Annotated in this window: 13 protein-coding genes; 8 read left to right on the top strand and 5 right to left on the bottom strand. The window is 71.8% G+C overall.

Annotated features, from left to right (window positions below):
* Window positions 1-27: 27 nt before the first annotated feature.
* Window positions 28-1014: a helix-turn-helix transcriptional regulator gene (locus tag IO20_RS0119680; RefSeq protein WP_030551443.1), complete on the top strand. Its 987-nt coding sequence runs from the start codon at window positions 28-30 to the stop codon at window positions 1012-1014.
* Here IO20_RS0119680 and ctaD read toward each other — a convergent pair.
* Window positions 953-2665, bottom strand: coding sequence for an aa3-type cytochrome oxidase subunit I (gene ctaD / locus IO20_RS0119675; protein WP_030551445.1), 1713 nt, complete (start codon window positions 2663-2665; stop codon window positions 953-955). The two genes, IO20_RS0119680 and ctaD, sit on opposite strands and share 62 nt — an antisense overlap.
* Window positions 2666-2973: 308 nt before the next feature.
* Between ctaD and IO20_RS0119670 the strand changes: the two genes are divergently transcribed.
* Window positions 2974-3189, top strand: coding sequence for an I78 family peptidase inhibitor (locus IO20_RS0119670; protein ID WP_030551447.1), 216 nt, complete (start codon window positions 2974-2976; stop codon window positions 3187-3189).
* A gap of 79 nt (window positions 3190-3268) precedes the next feature.
* On the opposite strand, the gene IO20_RS0119665 is transcribed toward IO20_RS0119670, so the two are convergent.
* Complete coding sequence (locus tag IO20_RS0119665) at window positions 3269-4165, bottom strand: phosphatase PAP2 family protein (protein ID WP_030551450.1); 897 nt, start codon at window positions 4163-4165, stop codon at window positions 3269-3271.
* 405 nt (window positions 4166-4570) lie between these two features.
* Between IO20_RS0119665 and IO20_RS0119655 the strand changes: the two genes are divergently transcribed.
* Window positions 4571-6307, top strand: coding sequence for an MFS transporter (locus IO20_RS0119655; protein WP_030551452.1), 1737 nt, complete (start codon window positions 4571-4573; stop codon window positions 6305-6307).
* Between the two features lie 39 nt (window positions 6308-6346).
* On the opposite strand, the gene IO20_RS0119650 is transcribed toward IO20_RS0119655, so the two are convergent.
* Window positions 6347-6781 (bottom strand): cell division protein SepF, encoded by a 435-nt coding sequence (locus IO20_RS0119650; RefSeq protein WP_030221238.1) that lies wholly within the window; start codon window positions 6779-6781, stop codon window positions 6347-6349.
* Between the two features lie 311 nt (window positions 6782-7092).
* Between IO20_RS0119650 and IO20_RS0119645 the strand changes: the two genes are divergently transcribed.
* Entirely contained in the window at window positions 7093-8340 is a 1248-nt protein-coding gene (locus IO20_RS0119645) for a DUF5685 family protein (protein WP_030551454.1), read from the top strand.
* Window positions 8341-8376: 36 nt separating this feature from the next.
* Here IO20_RS0119645 and IO20_RS0119640 read toward each other — a convergent pair whose 3' ends face one another.
* Together IO20_RS0119640 and IO20_RS0119635 are read right to left on the bottom strand one after the other, a co-directional pair.
* Window positions 8377-9354 (bottom strand): ABC transporter substrate-binding protein, encoded by a 978-nt coding sequence (locus tag IO20_RS0119640; protein WP_030551456.1) that lies wholly within the window; start codon window positions 9352-9354, stop codon window positions 8377-8379.
* Window positions 9351-9830 carry a GNAT family N-acetyltransferase gene (locus IO20_RS0119635; RefSeq protein ID WP_030551458.1) on the bottom strand — a complete coding sequence of 160 codons (480 nt, stop codon included), beginning with the start codon at window positions 9828-9830 and terminating at the stop codon, window positions 9351-9353. Before IO20_RS0119635 ends, IO20_RS0119640 begins: the two co-directional genes overlap by 4 nt.
* A gap of 488 nt (window positions 9831-10318) precedes the next feature.
* Here IO20_RS0119635 and IO20_RS0119630 point away from each other — a divergent pair, with 488 nt between their 5' ends.
* Genes IO20_RS0119630 through IO20_RS0119615 form a run of 4 tightly spaced genes read left to right on the top strand, consistent with a single transcriptional unit; the run spans window position 10319 to window position 14784 of the window.
* On the top strand, window positions 10319-11167 hold the full coding sequence (locus IO20_RS0119630) for an amino acid ABC transporter permease (protein WP_030551460.1): 849 nt from the start codon (window positions 10319-10321) through the stop codon (window positions 11165-11167).
* On the top strand, window positions 11164-13005 hold the full coding sequence (locus tag IO20_RS0119625; RefSeq protein WP_397791136.1) for an FAD/NAD(P)-binding protein: 1842 nt from the start codon (window positions 11164-11166) through the stop codon (window positions 13003-13005). The genes IO20_RS0119630 and IO20_RS0119625 overlap by 4 nt, the downstream gene beginning before the upstream one ends.
* Before the next feature lie 58 nt (window positions 13006-13063).
* Window positions 13064-14005, top strand: a complete 942-nt coding sequence (locus IO20_RS0119620; protein ID WP_030551465.1) for an amino acid ABC transporter permease — start codon at window positions 13064-13066, stop codon at window positions 14003-14005.
* A complete protein-coding gene (locus IO20_RS0119615; protein ID WP_030551468.1) occupies window positions 14002-14784 on the top strand; it encodes an amino acid ABC transporter ATP-binding protein in 783 nt (260 codons plus the stop codon). The genes IO20_RS0119620 and IO20_RS0119615 overlap by 4 nt, the downstream gene beginning before the upstream one ends.
* Window positions 14785-14812: the final 28 nt, after the last annotated feature.

The following is a 14812-nucleotide window of genomic DNA, read 5'->3' as shown; positions in this document are numbered from 1 at the left end:
TCCGCGAGGGCTGGCAGACTCGGCGCCATGTTGGAGACCTCCGCACGGCTCTTGCGTCTGCTCTCGCTGCTCCAGGCCCACCGGGAGTGGTCCGGCGCCGACCTCGCCGAGCGGCTCGGGGTCACGCCCCGGACCGTACGGCGGGACGTCGACCGGCTGCGGGTGCTCGGCTACCCCGTCCACGCGAGCCCGGGGACCGGCGGCGGGTACCAGCTGGGCGCCGGCGCCGAGCTGCCGCCGCTGCTCCTCGACGACGAGGAGGCCGTGGCGGTCGCCGTCGGACTGCGCGCCGCCGCGGGCCAGGGGGTCGAGGGCATCGGAGAGAGTTCCGTACGGGCCCTGGCCAAGCTGGAACAGGTCCTGCCGGGGCGGCTGCGGCGCCGGGTGAGCGCCCTGAACGCCTTCACCGTGCCGATGCTGCGCACCCCGCGCGAGCGGATCGACCCGGCGGTGCTCACCGAACTCGCCCACGCCTGCCGGGACGCCGAGCGGCTGCGCTTCGAGTACCGCGACCACGGCGGGGCGGCCACCCGCAGGACCGTCGAGCCGCACCGCCTGGTGTGCAGCGAGCGGCGCTGGTACCTGGTCGCCTGGGACGTGGACCGGGCCGGCTGGCGTACCTTCCGGGCCGACCGGATCGTGCCGACGCCGCCGCACGGCCCCCGCTTCACGCCCCGCGAGCCGCCCGCCGAGGACCTGGCCGCCTATGTGGCGAAGGGCGTGTCCACCGCCGCGTACGCCACCGAGGCGACGATCCGGCTGCACGTGCCGCTCGCCGAGGCGGCGGCGGCCGTCGGCGCCGTCGACGGCATCCTCACGGCGGACGGGGAGGACGCCTGCCTGCTGCGGACCGGGGCCCACAGCCTCGACGTGATGGTGATCCACGTGTCGCTGGTCGGCTTCGAGTTCGAGGTGCTCGACCCACCGGAGCTGGTCGACCGGGTGCGGGCGCTCAGGGACCTGTTGTCCCGCTCTCTCGACCGGCCGGCCGGCGCTCCGGCGGCGGACTCGTGAGCCGCATCCGCTCGTAGTCGGCGAACTCCGGGTGGTGCAGGTCGAAGGCGGGCGCCTCGGAGCGGATCTGGGGCACCTCGACGAAGTTGTGCCGGGGCGGCGGGCAGGAGGTCGCCCACTCGAGCGAGCGCCCGAAGCCCCACGGGTCGTCGACCTCGACCTTCGCGCCGTACCGGTGGGTCCGCCACACGTTGTAGAGGAACGGCAGCGTGGAGGCGCCGAGCAGGAAGGAGCCGATCGTCGACACCGTGTTGAGGGCGGTGAAGCCGTCGGCGTCCAGGTAGTCGGCGTACCGCCGGGGCATGCCCTCGGCGCCGAGCCAGTGCTGCACCAGGAACGTCAGGTGGAAGCCGGTGAACAGCGTCCAGAAGTGGACCTTGCCGAGCCGCTCGTCGAGCATCCGGCCGGTGAACTTCGGCCACCAGAAGTAGAAGCCCGCGAAGGTCGCGAAGACGACCGTGCCGAACACCGTGTAGTGGAAGTGGGCCACCACGAAGTACGAGTCGGTGACGTGGAAGTCCAGCGGCGGCGAGGCGAGGATCACTCCGGTGAGGCCGCCGAAGAGGAAGGACACCAGGAAGCCGACGGCCCACAGCATCGGCGTCTCGAAGGAGAGCGAGCCCCGCAGCATCGTGCCGGTCCAGTTGAAGAACTTGACGCCGGTGGGCACCGCGATGAGGAACGACAGCATCGAGAAGAACGGCAGCAGCACCGCGCCCGTCACGAACATGTGGTGGGCCCAGACGACCACCGAGAGGCCGGTGATGCCCATGGTGGCGGCGATCAGCGTCGCGTAGCCGAAGATCGGCTTGCGGGCGAAGACCGGGATGATCTCGGTGACGATCCCGAAGAACGGCAGCGCGATGATGTAGACCTCGGGGTGGCCGAAGAACCAGAAGAGGTGCTGCCAGAGCAGCGACCCGCCGTTCTCGGGCTGGAAGACCACGGAGCCGAGGCGCCGGTCCGACTCCAGGACGAGCAGGGCCGCGGCGAGCACCGGGAAGGCCATGAGGACCAGGACCGCGGTGAAGAGCACGTTCCAGGTGAAGATCGGCATGCGGAACATGGTCATGCCGGGCGCCCGCATCCCGATGATCGTCGCGAGGAAGTTCACCGACGTGAGGATGGTGCCGAAGCCGGAGAGGGCGAGGCCCATGATCCACAGGTCGGCGCCGACGCCGGGGGAGCGTTCGAGGCTGTTGAGGGGCGCGTACGCGGTCCAGCCGAAGGCGGGCGGTCCGCTGGGCACGAGCAGCGAGGCGAGCACCATGAGGCTGCCGAAGAGGAACAGCCAGTACGAGAACATGTTCAGCCGGGGGAAGGCGACGTCGGGCGCGCCGATCTGGAGCGGCACGAGCTCGTTGGCGAAGCCGGCGAAGGTGGGCGTCGCGAAGAGCAGCAGCATGATCGTGCCGTGCAGGGTGAAGGCCTGGTTGAACTCCTGGTTCGAGACGATCTGGAGTCCCGGGCGGGCCAGCTCGGCCCGCATCAGCATGGCCATGAGGCCGGCCACCAGGAAGAAGACGAACGAGGTCCCCAGGTAGAGGTGGCCGATCTTCTTGTGGTCGGTCGTGGTCAGCCAGTCGATCAGCACGCGGCCGTGCCGGTGCCGGGCCGATTCGAGGGTCGCGGTCGCTGTCCCGTTGCCCATCGCTTCCTCCGCCTCGCCGTCGTCCCGGCTCCGCGTCTCCGGGCGTCCGGACAGCGTAAGCATTGTGTAAGGGAACAGTGAGCGGCTCGGGTGCGCGTCGCCGACCCAATTCGTGGCGGACGCGGGGGAAGCGGTAATTGCGTGCGGGTTATCGGCTCTTCCGGCCCCTTCGTGTGAACTGCTGGAGGTGCTACGGAATTACTGGAGCAACGGCCGGAAACCGTCTCTCAGGGTGAAGGTGATCATGCCAAACATATGTCGAGAACTTGTGACACAAGCGTGACCGCCAAGGGACTAACGTGAGGGTCATGGCTCCCACATCGCGCACTCCCGAACCGCCCCGCGACGCCCCCGAGTCCTATGTGGGCCTCGACGCGGAAGGCGCCGCACAGCTCGCCAGGACGCGGGGCTGGAGCACCGTCAGAGCGCTGCCGCCCGGCTCGATCATCACGATGGAGTACCTGGTGGGACGCATCAACTTCGAGGTCGCGGACGGCACGGTCACCCGCTGCTGGGTCGGCTGACGGGCACGTCCCCGGGCACGGCGAAGGCCCCGGCCGATGACGGCCGGGGCCTTGCGCGTACGTGTGACGGTCGGGGTCGTCAGCCGCGGGTGACCGGGGTGCGTCGGCCGCCGGCCACTCCCACCGGCTCCCTGGCGGGCTCCCTGGCGGGCTCCTCCGAGCCGGCCGGACGCGGCGGGAAGAGGCCGGGGCGCGGGCCGCCGGAGGCCACGGGCAGCGAGGGCACGAGCCGACGACGGTCCCGCAGCCGCTCGCGCAGCCGGTCGCGCAGAGTCAGGATCCACGCCTCCGCCACGGCGATGACCGGCTCGCACCAGGGCAGCGCGAGGAGGACGAGCAGCCCGGCGGCCCAGCCCAGGAGGACGTCGCTCAGCCAGTGCGTACCCAGGTAGACGGTCGTGAGGCCGACGCCGAGCGCGACCACGGCGGACAGCGCCGACAGATAGCGCCTGGCCCGCGGGGTGGTCGCCAGATAGGCGAGGATGCCCCAGGTCACCACCGCGTTGGCGGTGTGACCCGAGGGGAATATGTCACCGCCCGCGAAGAGCTCGGCCGAGCCGACCTGCGTCGCGTAGTGGGGTCCGAGGCGGCCGAGTCCGAGCTTGACCGCGCCGACCGTGACGTTGAGCAGCAGGAGGGCGGCGCCGAGGCAGAGCAGGGGCCGCAGCGTGTGCTGGCGCCAGGAGCGCCAGCCCAGCCAGGCGGCGACCATGACGGCCGTGGGGCCGCGCTGACCGAGGACGACGTAGTAGTCGAGGAAGCCGTGGATCCCGGGCCACTGCTGGTACGGCCGGAAGAGCATGATCTTCCAGTCGAGGGTCACCAGCCAGGTCGACAGCAGCACGGCCACGACGATGGCCAGATAGAACGCCGACGTCCCGCCGAAGAGGGCGAGACGCGTGCGGGTCATCCGCGGGACCTCTATCTTCGGCGGTTCCGGCTCCCGGTCCAGCCGGGCAAAGATGTCGGTACGCACCCAATCGACGTTACAGGGAGTGAGAAGCAGACCCGGTCGATCCGCTCCCTTCGTGATGTTGATGTGATGTGGAGTAGGTCTCAGTGACCGGCCTATTCGTGACGTCCGTCGGGAAATCCGATGACCTTCCGCCCTAATGCGGGAGGGGCATTGTCGGAAGAGTGTTTGAGTGCGAGGGAATTGCTTCAAACAGACGTCCGTGCGGAATTCCATGCGACGCGCGCACCGGCCCGAGTGGCGTACGCCACACCCGGAGCCCCGCCGGGGTGAGAGCTGCACCACGCGCTCGGGGCTCGGACTCGCGTACGCTGACGGCTCACTCGCCCGTCGATGCCGGGCCGCCCCAGGGGCATAAGCCCTGGTCGGGGGCCGCCGAGCGCGAGAGCTTCACTGGGAGGTACGCACATGTCGCGGACGAACACGGCCCAAGAGCGAACGCCCGCCGCCACCGGCGCCGGAGTCAACCGCTGGGTCGTCCTCCTCGTCCTCTGCGTGAGTCTCCTCCTCGTCGCCCTCGACGCGACGATCCTCCACGTCGCGGTCCCCTCGCTCACCGAGGACCTGCGCCCCAGCTCCACCGCGCTGCTCTGGATCGTCGACGCCTACCCCCTGGTCTGCGCCTCGCTCCTCATCCTCTTCGGCACCCTCGGCGACCGGGTCGGACGGCGGAGGGTCCTCCTCCTCGGATACGCGCTCTTCGGCATCGCCTCCGCGGTCGCCGCGCTCGCCACCGAACCCGGCGTCCTCATCGCGGCCCGCGCGCTGCTCGGTGTCGGCGGCGCCATGATCATGCCCGCCACGCTCTCCATCCTCCGGGCGGTCTTCCCCGACCGGCGGGAGCGCGCCACCGCCATCGGCGTCTGGACCGCGGTCGCCGCGGTCGGCGCGGCCACAGGACCCGTCCTCGGCGGCTTTCTCGTCGAGCACTACTGGTGGGGCTCCGTCTTCCTCATCAACATCCCGCTGATGGCGCTGATCCTGCCGCTCGGCCGCCGCCTCCTGCCCGAGTCCCGGGGAGCCGCCGACGGACCCTGGGACGTCCTCGGCGCGCTCATGGCCGCCGCCGGTGTGCTCGGCTGCGTCCTCGGAGTCAAGCGCGCCGGGGCCGGAGACCCGTTCCTCGCCCTGCCGACCGCGGGGCCGCTGCTGCTCGGAGCCGCGCTCCTCGTCCTCTTCGTACGGCGGCAGAGGCGGCGCCCGCACCCGCTGATCGACATGGGGCTCTTCTCGCGGGCGGCCTTCACCACCTCGGTCGGCTGCATCGTCATCGGCATGCTGGCCCTGGTCGGCCTGGAGCTGATCGCCGTCCAGTACCTCCAGCTGGTCCTCGGGCTCGGCCCCCTGGAGACCGGGCTCCGGCTGCTTCCGCTCACCTTCGCCGCGATGGCCGCCGGCGCCACCGGCTCGTACACCCTGCGCAGGATCGGACCGCGCCGGATGGTCGGCTGGGGCTTCGTGCTCACCGCCGCCGCCGTGCTGCTGCTGACCTTCATGGGGCAGCACGACCGGCCTCTGCTGCTCACGGTGGGCTTCGTGCTGCTCGGCTTCGGTCTGCAGACCACGCTCTTCTCGGCGTACGAGTCGATGCTGAGCGAGGCCCCGCAGCGCAGCGCGGGCGGCGCCGCCGCGATCGGCGAGACCTCGTACCAGCTCGGCGCCGGCATGGGCATCGCCCTGCTCGGCAGTGTGATGAACGCGGCGTACGCCCCCGGGCTCGCCGCGGTCCCCGGGGTGCCCGCGGAGGCGAGCAGGGCCGCCGCGAACTCGCTCGGCGAGGCCTACCAGGTGGCCGACCAGCTCGGCGGCGCGGCGGGCGGCGCGCTGCACCAGGCCGCCCGGCACGCCTTCGTGAACGGGCTGCACGTCACGCTCTTCGTGAGCGCGGGGCTGCTGCTCCTCGGCGCGGTGATGGCCCGGCGGCTGCCCCGGATGATGGAGTGCCCGGAGGAGTCGGCGGAACCGGTGGCGGCCGGGTCCGCGGTGAAGGGACTTTCGAAGCGGGTGGAGTGCCCGGGGCCCTCGGGGTCCCCCGAGGCGGTCGCGGTCGCGGAGCCGTCCCCGCTCGCCCGGCCGTCCGAGCCGCGGGTGCCCGCGACCCGTGATGCGATCGAGCCCGCCGGCTCGGGGCGTCCGGCGCTCTGACCCGATCCTTCGGGGGGCCGGCCGGACCGGCGGACCCGCTCAGCTCTGGTTGAAGAAACCGTCCTGCCGGCGCCGGCCCGTCTCGCCGGTGACGATCTGGGTGTCGGCGGGGGTCAGCAGGAAGACCCGCGTCGCCACGCGCTCGATCGAACCGCGCAGACCGAAGGCGAGGCCGGCGGCGAAGTCCACCACGCGCTTGGCGTCGTTCGGCTCCATCGCGGTCAGGTTCACGATCACCGGAACACCGTCCCGGAAGAGCTCGCCGATGCCGCGGGCGTCCCGGAAGCCGTCGGGGGAGACGGTGGCGATCCGGCGTCCCCGGTCCTCGGCGGTGTCCGTGGCGACCCGGACCCGGGGGTCCGTCACCCAGGCGTCGCCGCCCTCGGCACCGTCGGCGTACTCGTCGTCGTAGTAACGCTCGTCGTTGTCCTCGACGAGTCCCAGCCAGGCACTCGCCTTGCGCACCGATCCCATGGACGCCTCCTTTCAGCGCGGTCACTTGTGGTTCCGCAATCCCTATCGTCCTTCATGATGCGGATCGCGCGCCAAGTGGATAGACGGCGCGCAGGGGATTCGTGACGGGACTGGTGCAGAACGTGAGCACCGTTTCCTGGCGATTCGTCAGGAAACTTGCGGTATGCGGGGCCTGAGGGAGGGCCATGTAGCTGAAAATATGAAAGTCGGGCCGGAAGGGTGACGGTGGGCGCGTACGGGTGAACGCGCCCGCTCGCTACGATGCCGCGAGGCCGCTCCGCGGCATCGCGCGCAGCCCACGGGGGAGTCTCTTGTTCGGAATCGTCAGGCCCTGCACCCACCGCCTCACGGACGGCCTGAAGGTCGAGTGGATGGCCCACCTCTGCGGCCTCTGCCTGGCGCTTCGCGCCGACCACGGGCAGTTCGCCCGGGTCGTCACCAACTACGACGGCCTCATCGTCTCCGTCCTGACGGAGGCTCAGACCGGCTCGGTGGCAAGCGGACGGCGCACCGCGGGACCCTGCCCGCTGCGCGCGATGCGGACCGCCCCCGTGGCCCGGGGTGACGGCGCCCGGCTCGCCGCCGCCGTCTCCCTCGTCCTCGCCTCCGCGAAGGTGCGCGACCACGTCGCCGACCGGGACGGTCTGTTGGCCCGGCGGCCCGTCGCCGCCGCGGCCCGCCGGGTCGCCCGCTCCTGGGACAGGGCCGGAGCCAGGACCGGCCGCTCCCTCGGCTTCGACACCGCCGTCCTCGTCGACGCCGTCGACCGCCAGACCGGCATCGAGGCCCTCGCGGGGCCCGGCACCTCCCTGCTCGCCGTCACCGAACCGACCGAGACCGCGACCGCGGCCGCCTTCGCGCACACCGCCGTCCTCGCCGGACGGCCGGAGAACGCGGAGCCGCTCGCCGAGGCGGGCCGGCTCTTCGGCCGCCTCGCCCACCTCCTCGACGCCGTCGAGGACCAGACCGCCGACGCGGAGGCCGGCGCCTGGAACCCGCTCACCGCCACCGGCACCACCCGGGAGGAGGCTCGCCGGCTCGCCGACGACGCGCTCCACGGCATCCGGCTCGCCCTGCGGGACGCCGAGTTCACCGACGACAAGCTGGTCCACGTCCTGCTCGCGCACGAGCTGCGCACCTCGGTGAACCGCGCCTTCGGGACGACGACCTGCGCGCACGGAGCGCCGGGACCGGGGCAGGGCCCGGTCCCGGGCAATCCGTACGCGAGCGGAACGCCGGGCCCGTACGACCCGTACGGCGGGAACCCCTACGGGGGCGGGCCCATGGGCCCGGGCGGACCGGGTGGCACCGGTGGGCCCAGCGGACCCGGGGGGCTGCCGCCGCAGTTCGGCGGCGGGGCGCCCCAGGCTCCCAAGCCGCGCGGCTTCCTCGCCGGGTGCGCCATGTTCACCTGGCTCTTCTGCACCTGCCAGATCTGCTGCGCCAAGGAGTACGAGGGTCCCTGGTCCCGCAAGAAGCGCGAGGGCTGCTGCCGCGACTGCAACTGCGATTCCGGCTGCGGGAACTGCGACTGCTGCTGTCCCTGCGACGGCTGCTGACGTCCCGTCGGCCCGACGCCCCCGCCGGGCACCCCCTCACTTCTCCGGTGCCGGGAGTTCCGGCGGGGAGATCCGCGACGTGGGGATGCCCGACCCCGTCACCCCCCACTTCCGCAGGATCCTGTCGTACGTCCCGTCCGCCTTCAGGCCGTTCACCGCCGCCTGGAAGGCGGGCGCGAGCGGGGTGCCCTTCTTGAAGGCGAAGCCGACGTCGAGCCGCCGGTACTCGTTGAGGAACTTCACGTTCCGCTGCTGGGTCACCGCGTACCGCACACCGTTGATCGTGTTCATCACGACATCGCTGCGGCCCTGCTGGAGCGACATCCAGATCGCCCCCGTCTCGCTGTAGACGTTCACCTCGTACGGCTGCTTGCCGGCCTCCGCGCACCGGCCCTTGTTCTGCTCCAGGGTCCGTTCGAAGGTGGTGCCCGCGTTCACGGCCACCTTCAGACCGCAGAGCTGTGTGAGGTCCGTGACCGCCTTCAGGGGGCTGTCGGCCCGGCTCGCGAAGCCCTGGCCGTCGTTGATGTACGTGACGAAGTCGATGGCCTTGCGCCGCTCCTCCGTCACACCGAAGTTCCCGGTGCCGACGTCGTACTTGCCGCTGCCCAGTGCCGGCAGGATCGCCTCGAAACCGACCACCTCGCGCTTCAGCTCCAGGCCGAGGGCCTTCGCCACGGCACCGGCGAAGTCGGCGTCCACGCCCACCACGGTCCTGCCGTCCGGCAGATAGGCCGAACTGGGCGGCGTCCCGACCGAGGAGGCGAGGGTGAGGCCGCCCCGCCGCCGTACGTCGGCGGGGAGCAGCTTCGCCGCGTCCTCGTTCCTGGCGACCGCCGACACCACGTCCTCCGTCGGGAGGGCGTTCTTCGCGGCGCCCGGTGCGCCGGAGGCCCCGGCGGGGGCCGTCGCGGGCTCGCCGCCCGCGCAGGCGGTGAGGGTGAGCGCGGTGGCGGTGATCAGGGCGAAGGCGAGGGTGGTGCGCGCGGTGCCGGTACTCGTACGCGTACTCATGGCTTCGGGTTCTCCAGGAATTTCTCGAACGGCAGCGGGCCGATCGACTCGGGCTCTGCGGTCACGTCGAACAGCGGGCGGTAGCCGCTCGCCAGATAGAGGCCCCTGGCCTCGGGCTGGCGAGGGCCGGTCGTCAGGAAGACCCGGGAGTAGCCGCAGGCTGCGGCCTCCCGTTCGAGCACGGTCAGGACGCGGCGGGCGAGGCCGCGCCTGCGGTGTGCCGAGTGGGTCCAGATCCTCTTGAGTTCGGCGGTGTGGTCGTCGTAGCGGCGGTAGGCGCCGCCGGCCACGGGCCGGCCCTGCTCCAGGAGGAGCAGGAAGGCGCCGTGCGGAGGGGCGAACTCCTCCGCCGGATAGCGGTTCAGGTCGTGGGCGGAGCCGTACCGGGTCGTGTACTCGTGCGCCAGCTCGTCGAGGAGCGGGCGGGCCAGGGCGTCGGTGGTCGTGGTCCGGTGCACGGACAACGCGAAGGTCATGAAAGTCCTTCGGGGCGAAGGCAGGAGGAGGCTTCCCTCGGACCGAGGAAGGACGACGGCATCCTCCGGAACGAAGGCAGGCCGCGGCTTCCTTCAGGACGAAGGAGGACACAGGGGCAGGGCGAGGGGAGGGGAGAGCTCAGGCGCCGGCGAAGGGCCTGGGTGTGAAGGCACCGCGGAGAACAGCACGCGGGTGGGGCGGAACAGCGGGTCGGCTCAACAGGAAGAGGACCACACGCGACCGAAGTCGATGTGGGAGCGCGTGACCAGCTGCTGCGGATGCATGGCCCCAGTGGAACAGGCATCCGTTCCCCCGTCAACCACGATGAGACGTACGGCTCACAGTACGGACAGCCTTGACAGCGGCCCGTGTTGACCGCATAGCCTCGAAGGGCGGATCGGGCTGAGGGGCCCGGATCCGCTACTCAGCGCGTGTGAAGGCGCACCCCCGTGTTCGATCCGCCCCCTGGCATCCACGGAGCCTTCGCATGTCCGCGACCCTCGCCACCACCCCCGCCACGGCCCCGCCGGCCGAACCGCCTCCGCGCGTCGTCCCCACCCGCCGCGCCGGACAGTGGACCGCCGCCGGTCTCGTCCTCGTCCTGCTCGCCCTCGGTCTCGTCTCGGTCGTCCGCAACGAGGCCTTCCAGTGGGACGTGGTCGCCGCCTACTTCACCTCCGCGTCCGTCCTGCGCGGCCTCGGCCTCACCCTGTGGCTCACGGCCCTCGTCATGGTCCTCGGCTTCGCCCTGGGGACGCTGCTCGCGGTGCTGAGGCTCTCCGCCAACCCCGTCCTGCGGGCGGTGAGTTGGGGGTACGTGTGGTTCTTCCGGTCTACTCCGATCCTGGTCCAGCTGCTCTTCTGGTTCAACATCGGAGCGCTCTACCCACAGATCCTCGGCGTCAACACCGTCAACCTCCTCGGACCCGTCGCCGTCGCCGTCCTCGGCCTCACCCTCCACGAGGCCGCCTACGCCGCCGAGGTCGTGCGCGGCGGCATCCTCTCCGTCGACCGGGGCCAGATCGAGGCCGCCGAGTCCCTCGGTCTCGGCCGCCGGCGCCGGCTCTCCCGGATCGTGCTGCCGCAGGCCATGCGGGCGATCGTCCCGCCCGCCGGGAACATGCTGATCGGCACCCTCAAGGGCACCTCGATCGTCTCCGTCATCGCCGTCCAGGACCTGCTCTACTCGACGCAGCTCGTCTACCACCGCACGTACGAGGTCATCCCGCTGCTGCTCGTCGCCACGCTCTGGTACGTCGCCGTCACCTCGGTCCTCGGCATCGGCCAGCACTACGTCGAGCGGCACTACGCCCGCGGAACGGCCGGTGCGCGATGAGCGGCCATCCGACGGCCGCTCCCTCGCTCGCCGTGCCGGCCACCCCGTCGATCGTGATCGTGGGCGCCGGGCCGCGGGGGACCGGTGTCCTCGAACGCCTCGCTGCCAACCTGCCCGAGCTGTACGGCGACCGCCCCCTCGACCTCCACCTCGTCGACCCGCACCCGGCGGGCCCCGGCCGCATCTGGCGCACCGGACAGTCCCCGCTGCTCTGGATGAACTCCCGTGCCGAGGACGTCACGATGTTCACCGACGAGACCGTGGTCCTCGAAGGACCCGTCCGACCGGGACCCACCCTCGCCGAATGGTCCGGCATCGAGGGACGCGCCTTCCCCACCCGTCCCGAGCAGGGCGCCTATCTGCGCTGGGCGTACGAGCGGGCCCGCGCCTCCCTGCCCGGCTCCGTCACCGTCCACGAACACCGCACCTCGGCCCTGCGCGTCGGCGGCCCCCGCGAGGGACGCCAGCGGGTCTGGCTGCGGGACGCCGCCGCACCCCTCCTCGCCGACCTCGTCGTCCTCACCGTCGGACACCTCGACGCCGAACCCGACGCGGAACAGCGGACCCTGGCCGGATTCGCCGCCCGCCACGGCCTCGTCCACCTGCCGCCCGACTTCACCGCCGACACCGACCTCACCGCACTGCCCGCCGGCGAAGCCGTCCTCGTGCGCGGTTTCGGACTCGCCTTCGTCGACCTGATGGCGCTGCTCACCGAGGGCCGCGGCGGACGGTACGAGGGCGAGGGCGACGCGCTGGTCTACGTCCCCTCCGGCAGGGAACCCGTCCTGCACGTCGGATCGCGGCGCGGCGTCCCGTACCGCGCGAAGCTCGGCTACGTCCTCGACGGCGAACGGCCCCCGCTGCCCCGCTTCCTCGGCCCCGAGCAGACCGACGCCCTGCTGAGGCGGACCGGTCCCCTCGACTTCCGGCGCGACGTGTGGCCCCTCGTCGACAAGGAACTCGGCTGGGCCCACTACCACCGGCTCTTCGCCGCCCACCCGGAGCGGACCGCGCTGCCCTGGAGCGACTTCGAGAAGGCCTACGCGCAGGCGCCGCCGCGCGGGGCCGAACTCGCCGCGCTCGTCGCCGCAGCCGTCCCCGACCCCGCCGACCGGCTCGACCTCGACGCCCTCGACCACCCCCTCGACGGCCTCCGCTACAGCTCCGCCGAGGCCCTCCAGCAGGGCCTGCGCGACCACATCGACGACGACCTGACCCGCCGCCACGACCCGGCCCACAGCGCCGACGCCGCCGTCTTCGACGCGCTGCTCTCCGTCTACGGCCAGCTCCTGCGGCTCGGCACGCGCCTGGGGTCCGACGGCTGGTGGCACGGCTTCTTCAGCTACCTCGCCTCCGGGCCGCCCGGTCCCCGGCTGCACCAGCTCCTCGCGCTCTCCCGCGCCGGCGTCGTCCGTTTCCTCGGCCCCCAGGTCACCGTCGAAGCCGACGAGGAACGCGGACTCTTCCGGGCCGGGTCCCCCGCCGTACCGGGGGAGTGGACCGAGGCCCGCGCCCTGGTGGAGGCCCGCCTCCCCGACCCCACCCTCGAACACACCGGCAGCCCGCTCCTGCGCGCCCTGTACGAGGACGGCGCGCGGGCCACCACCGAAGGCCTCCTCGTCGTCGACCCCGTCGACGGCCGGATCCTGGGGCGCGACGGGCGCCCGCACCCGCGCCGCTTCGCCCTCGGCCCGCACACCACGGCACGGGCCGGTGGCGCCTTCACCCGGCCCCGTACCGGCGGGTTCGCCTTCCGGCAGAACGACGTCACCGCGCGGGCCGCGCTGACCTTCCTGCGGGACCGCGCGTGTCGCTCCACGGTCCCGCTGAGCGCCTGACCCTCGCGCGCCCACGCTCCCCTCCGCTCCTCCCGCCCGCCCTTTCCGAGGAACCGCCATGGCTCTCACCAGCGATCCGCCCGCCGAAACCAGCGATCCGCCCGCCGCCGGAACCAGCGATCCGCCCGCCGTCGAAAGCGCCGTGAAGGACCCGCGCACCGCGGCGCCCGCACCCGCCGACCTCGTGGTCGTCCCCGTACGTCACCCCTGGCGCTGGGTGGCCGTCGTCGTCACCGCCGTCCTGCTCGTCCAGTTCGCCCACGGTCTCGTCACCAACCCTGGCTGGGAATGGGACGTCTTCGCCGCGTTCTTCACCGCGGAGACGATCCTCCGGGCCGTCTGGGTCACCCTCCAGCTCACCTTCTACGGCACCGCACTCGGCTTCGCCGTCGGCATCGTGCTCGCCTTCATGCGCCTGTCGGCCAGCCCGTTCCTGCGGTCCGTCGCGTTCGGCTACATCTGGGCCTTCCGCTCGATCCCGCTCATCGTCCAGCTCCTCTTCTGGTTCAACCTCGCCTATCTCTACAAGGAGTTGAGCATCGGCATCCCCTTCGGGCCCGGCTTCGTCTCCTTCGACACCATGGGTCTGGTCGGCGAGATGAGCGCCGCCGTCCTCGGCCTCGCCCTGCACCAGGCGGCGTACGCGGCGGAGATCGTCCGGGGCGGGGTGCTCTCCGTCGACCACGGTCAGTCGGAGGCCGCGGCCTCGCTCGGCATCCCGAGGCTCCGACAGGTGCGGCGGATCGTGCTGCCGCAGGCGATGCGCTCGATCCTGCCCAACGCCGCCAACGAGATCATCTCGCTCTTCAAGGGCACCTCGATCGTCTCCGTCATGGCGATCGGCGAACTCTTCTACCAGGTGCAGGTCGTCTACGGCCGCAACGGGCGGGTCGTCCCGCTCCTGATGGTCGCCACCGCCTGGTACGTCCTGCTCACCACCGCGCTCTCCGTCGTCCAGCACTACGTCGAACGCCACTACGCGAAGGGGAGCGTCCGATGAGCTCCGTCACCGCAGACCCGAAGCCCAAGGTCGAGATACGGGGCGTCCACAAGAACTTCGGCCCGCTCCACGTCCTGCGCGGCATCGACCTCGACGTCCGGGCCGGCGAGGTCACCGTCGTCCTCGGCCCCTCGGGCTCCGGCAAGTCCACCCTGCTGCGGACCGTCAACCACCTGGAGAAGGTCGACGGTGGCACCGTCAGCGTCGACGGCACCCTCGTCGGTTACCGCCGCTCCGGGAACAAGCTGTACGAGCTGCGCGAGCGGGAGATCCTCAAGCAGCGGACCAGGATCGGCTTCGTCTTCCAGAACTTCCACCTCTTCCCGCACCTGACCGTCCTGGAGAACATCGTCGAGGCGCCCGTCTCGGCCCTGAAGCGCCGCCGCAAGGACGCCGAGGCCGCGGCCCGGCAGCTCCTCGATCGAGTCGGACTCGCCGACAAGGCGGAGGCGTACCCCAAGCAGCTCTCCGGCGGGCAGCAGCAGCGGGTCGCCATCGCCCGCGCGCTCGCCCTCGAACCGGGCCTGCTCCTCTTCGACGAGCCGACCTCCGCGCTCGACCCCGAACTGGTCGGCGAGGTCCTCGACGTTATTAAGGACCTGGCCGCCTCCGGCACCACCATGATCGTCGTCACCCACGAGATCGGCTTCGCCCGCGAGGTCGCCGACACCGTGGTCTTCATGGACGAGGGCCGGATCGTCGAGCAGGGGCCGCCCGCCGAGGTGCTCGACGCCCCGCGCCACGAACGCACCCGCGCCTTCCTCTCCAAGGTCCTCTGACCCGCCGCCTTTCCCTTCCTTCTCTCCT

Origin of the sequence: Streptomyces exfoliatus (genome assembly GCF_000725545.1) — a bacterium.
Lineage (GTDB): Bacteria > Actinomycetota > Actinomycetes > Streptomycetales > Streptomycetaceae > Streptomyces > Streptomyces exfoliatus.
This window is presented reverse-complemented; position numbering and strand designations above follow the sequence as displayed.

What these genes read in the sequence shown, in the direction of transcription:
- IO20_RS0119680 (WP_030551443.1), top strand. Translation starts at nt 28, where the DNA reads ATGTTGGAGACCTCCGCACGGCTCTTGCGTCTGCTCTCGCTGCTCCAG.
- ctaD (WP_030551445.1), bottom strand. Translation starts at nt 2,665, where the DNA reads ATGGGCAACGGGACAGCGACCGCGACCCTCGAATCGGCCCGGCACCGG.
- IO20_RS0119670 (WP_030551447.1), top strand. Translation starts at nt 2,974, where the DNA reads ATGGCTCCCACATCGCGCACTCCCGAACCGCCCCGCGACGCCCCCGAG.
- IO20_RS0119655 (WP_030551452.1), top strand. Translation starts at nt 4,571, where the DNA reads ATGTCGCGGACGAACACGGCCCAAGAGCGAACGCCCGCCGCCACCGGC.
- IO20_RS0119650 (WP_030221238.1), bottom strand. Translation starts at nt 6,781, where the DNA reads ATGGGATCGGTGCGCAAGGCGAGTGCCTGGCTGGGACTCGTCGAGGAC.
- IO20_RS0119640 (WP_030551456.1), bottom strand. Translation starts at nt 9,354, where the DNA reads ATGAGTACGCGTACGAGTACCGGCACCGCGCGCACCACCCTCGCCTTC.
- IO20_RS0119635 (WP_030551458.1), bottom strand. Translation starts at nt 9,830, where the DNA reads ATGACCTTCGCGTTGTCCGTGCACCGGACCACGACCACCGACGCCCTG.
- IO20_RS0119630 (WP_030551460.1), top strand. Translation starts at nt 10,319, where the DNA reads ATGTCCGCGACCCTCGCCACCACCCCCGCCACGGCCCCGCCGGCCGAA.
- IO20_RS0119625 (WP_397791136.1), top strand. Translation starts at nt 11,164, where the DNA reads ATGAGCGGCCATCCGACGGCCGCTCCCTCGCTCGCCGTGCCGGCCACC.
- IO20_RS0119620 (WP_030551465.1), top strand. Translation starts at nt 13,064, where the DNA reads ATGGCTCTCACCAGCGATCCGCCCGCCGAAACCAGCGATCCGCCCGCC.
- IO20_RS0119615 (WP_030551468.1), top strand. Translation starts at nt 14,002, where the DNA reads ATGAGCTCCGTCACCGCAGACCCGAAGCCCAAGGTCGAGATACGGGGC.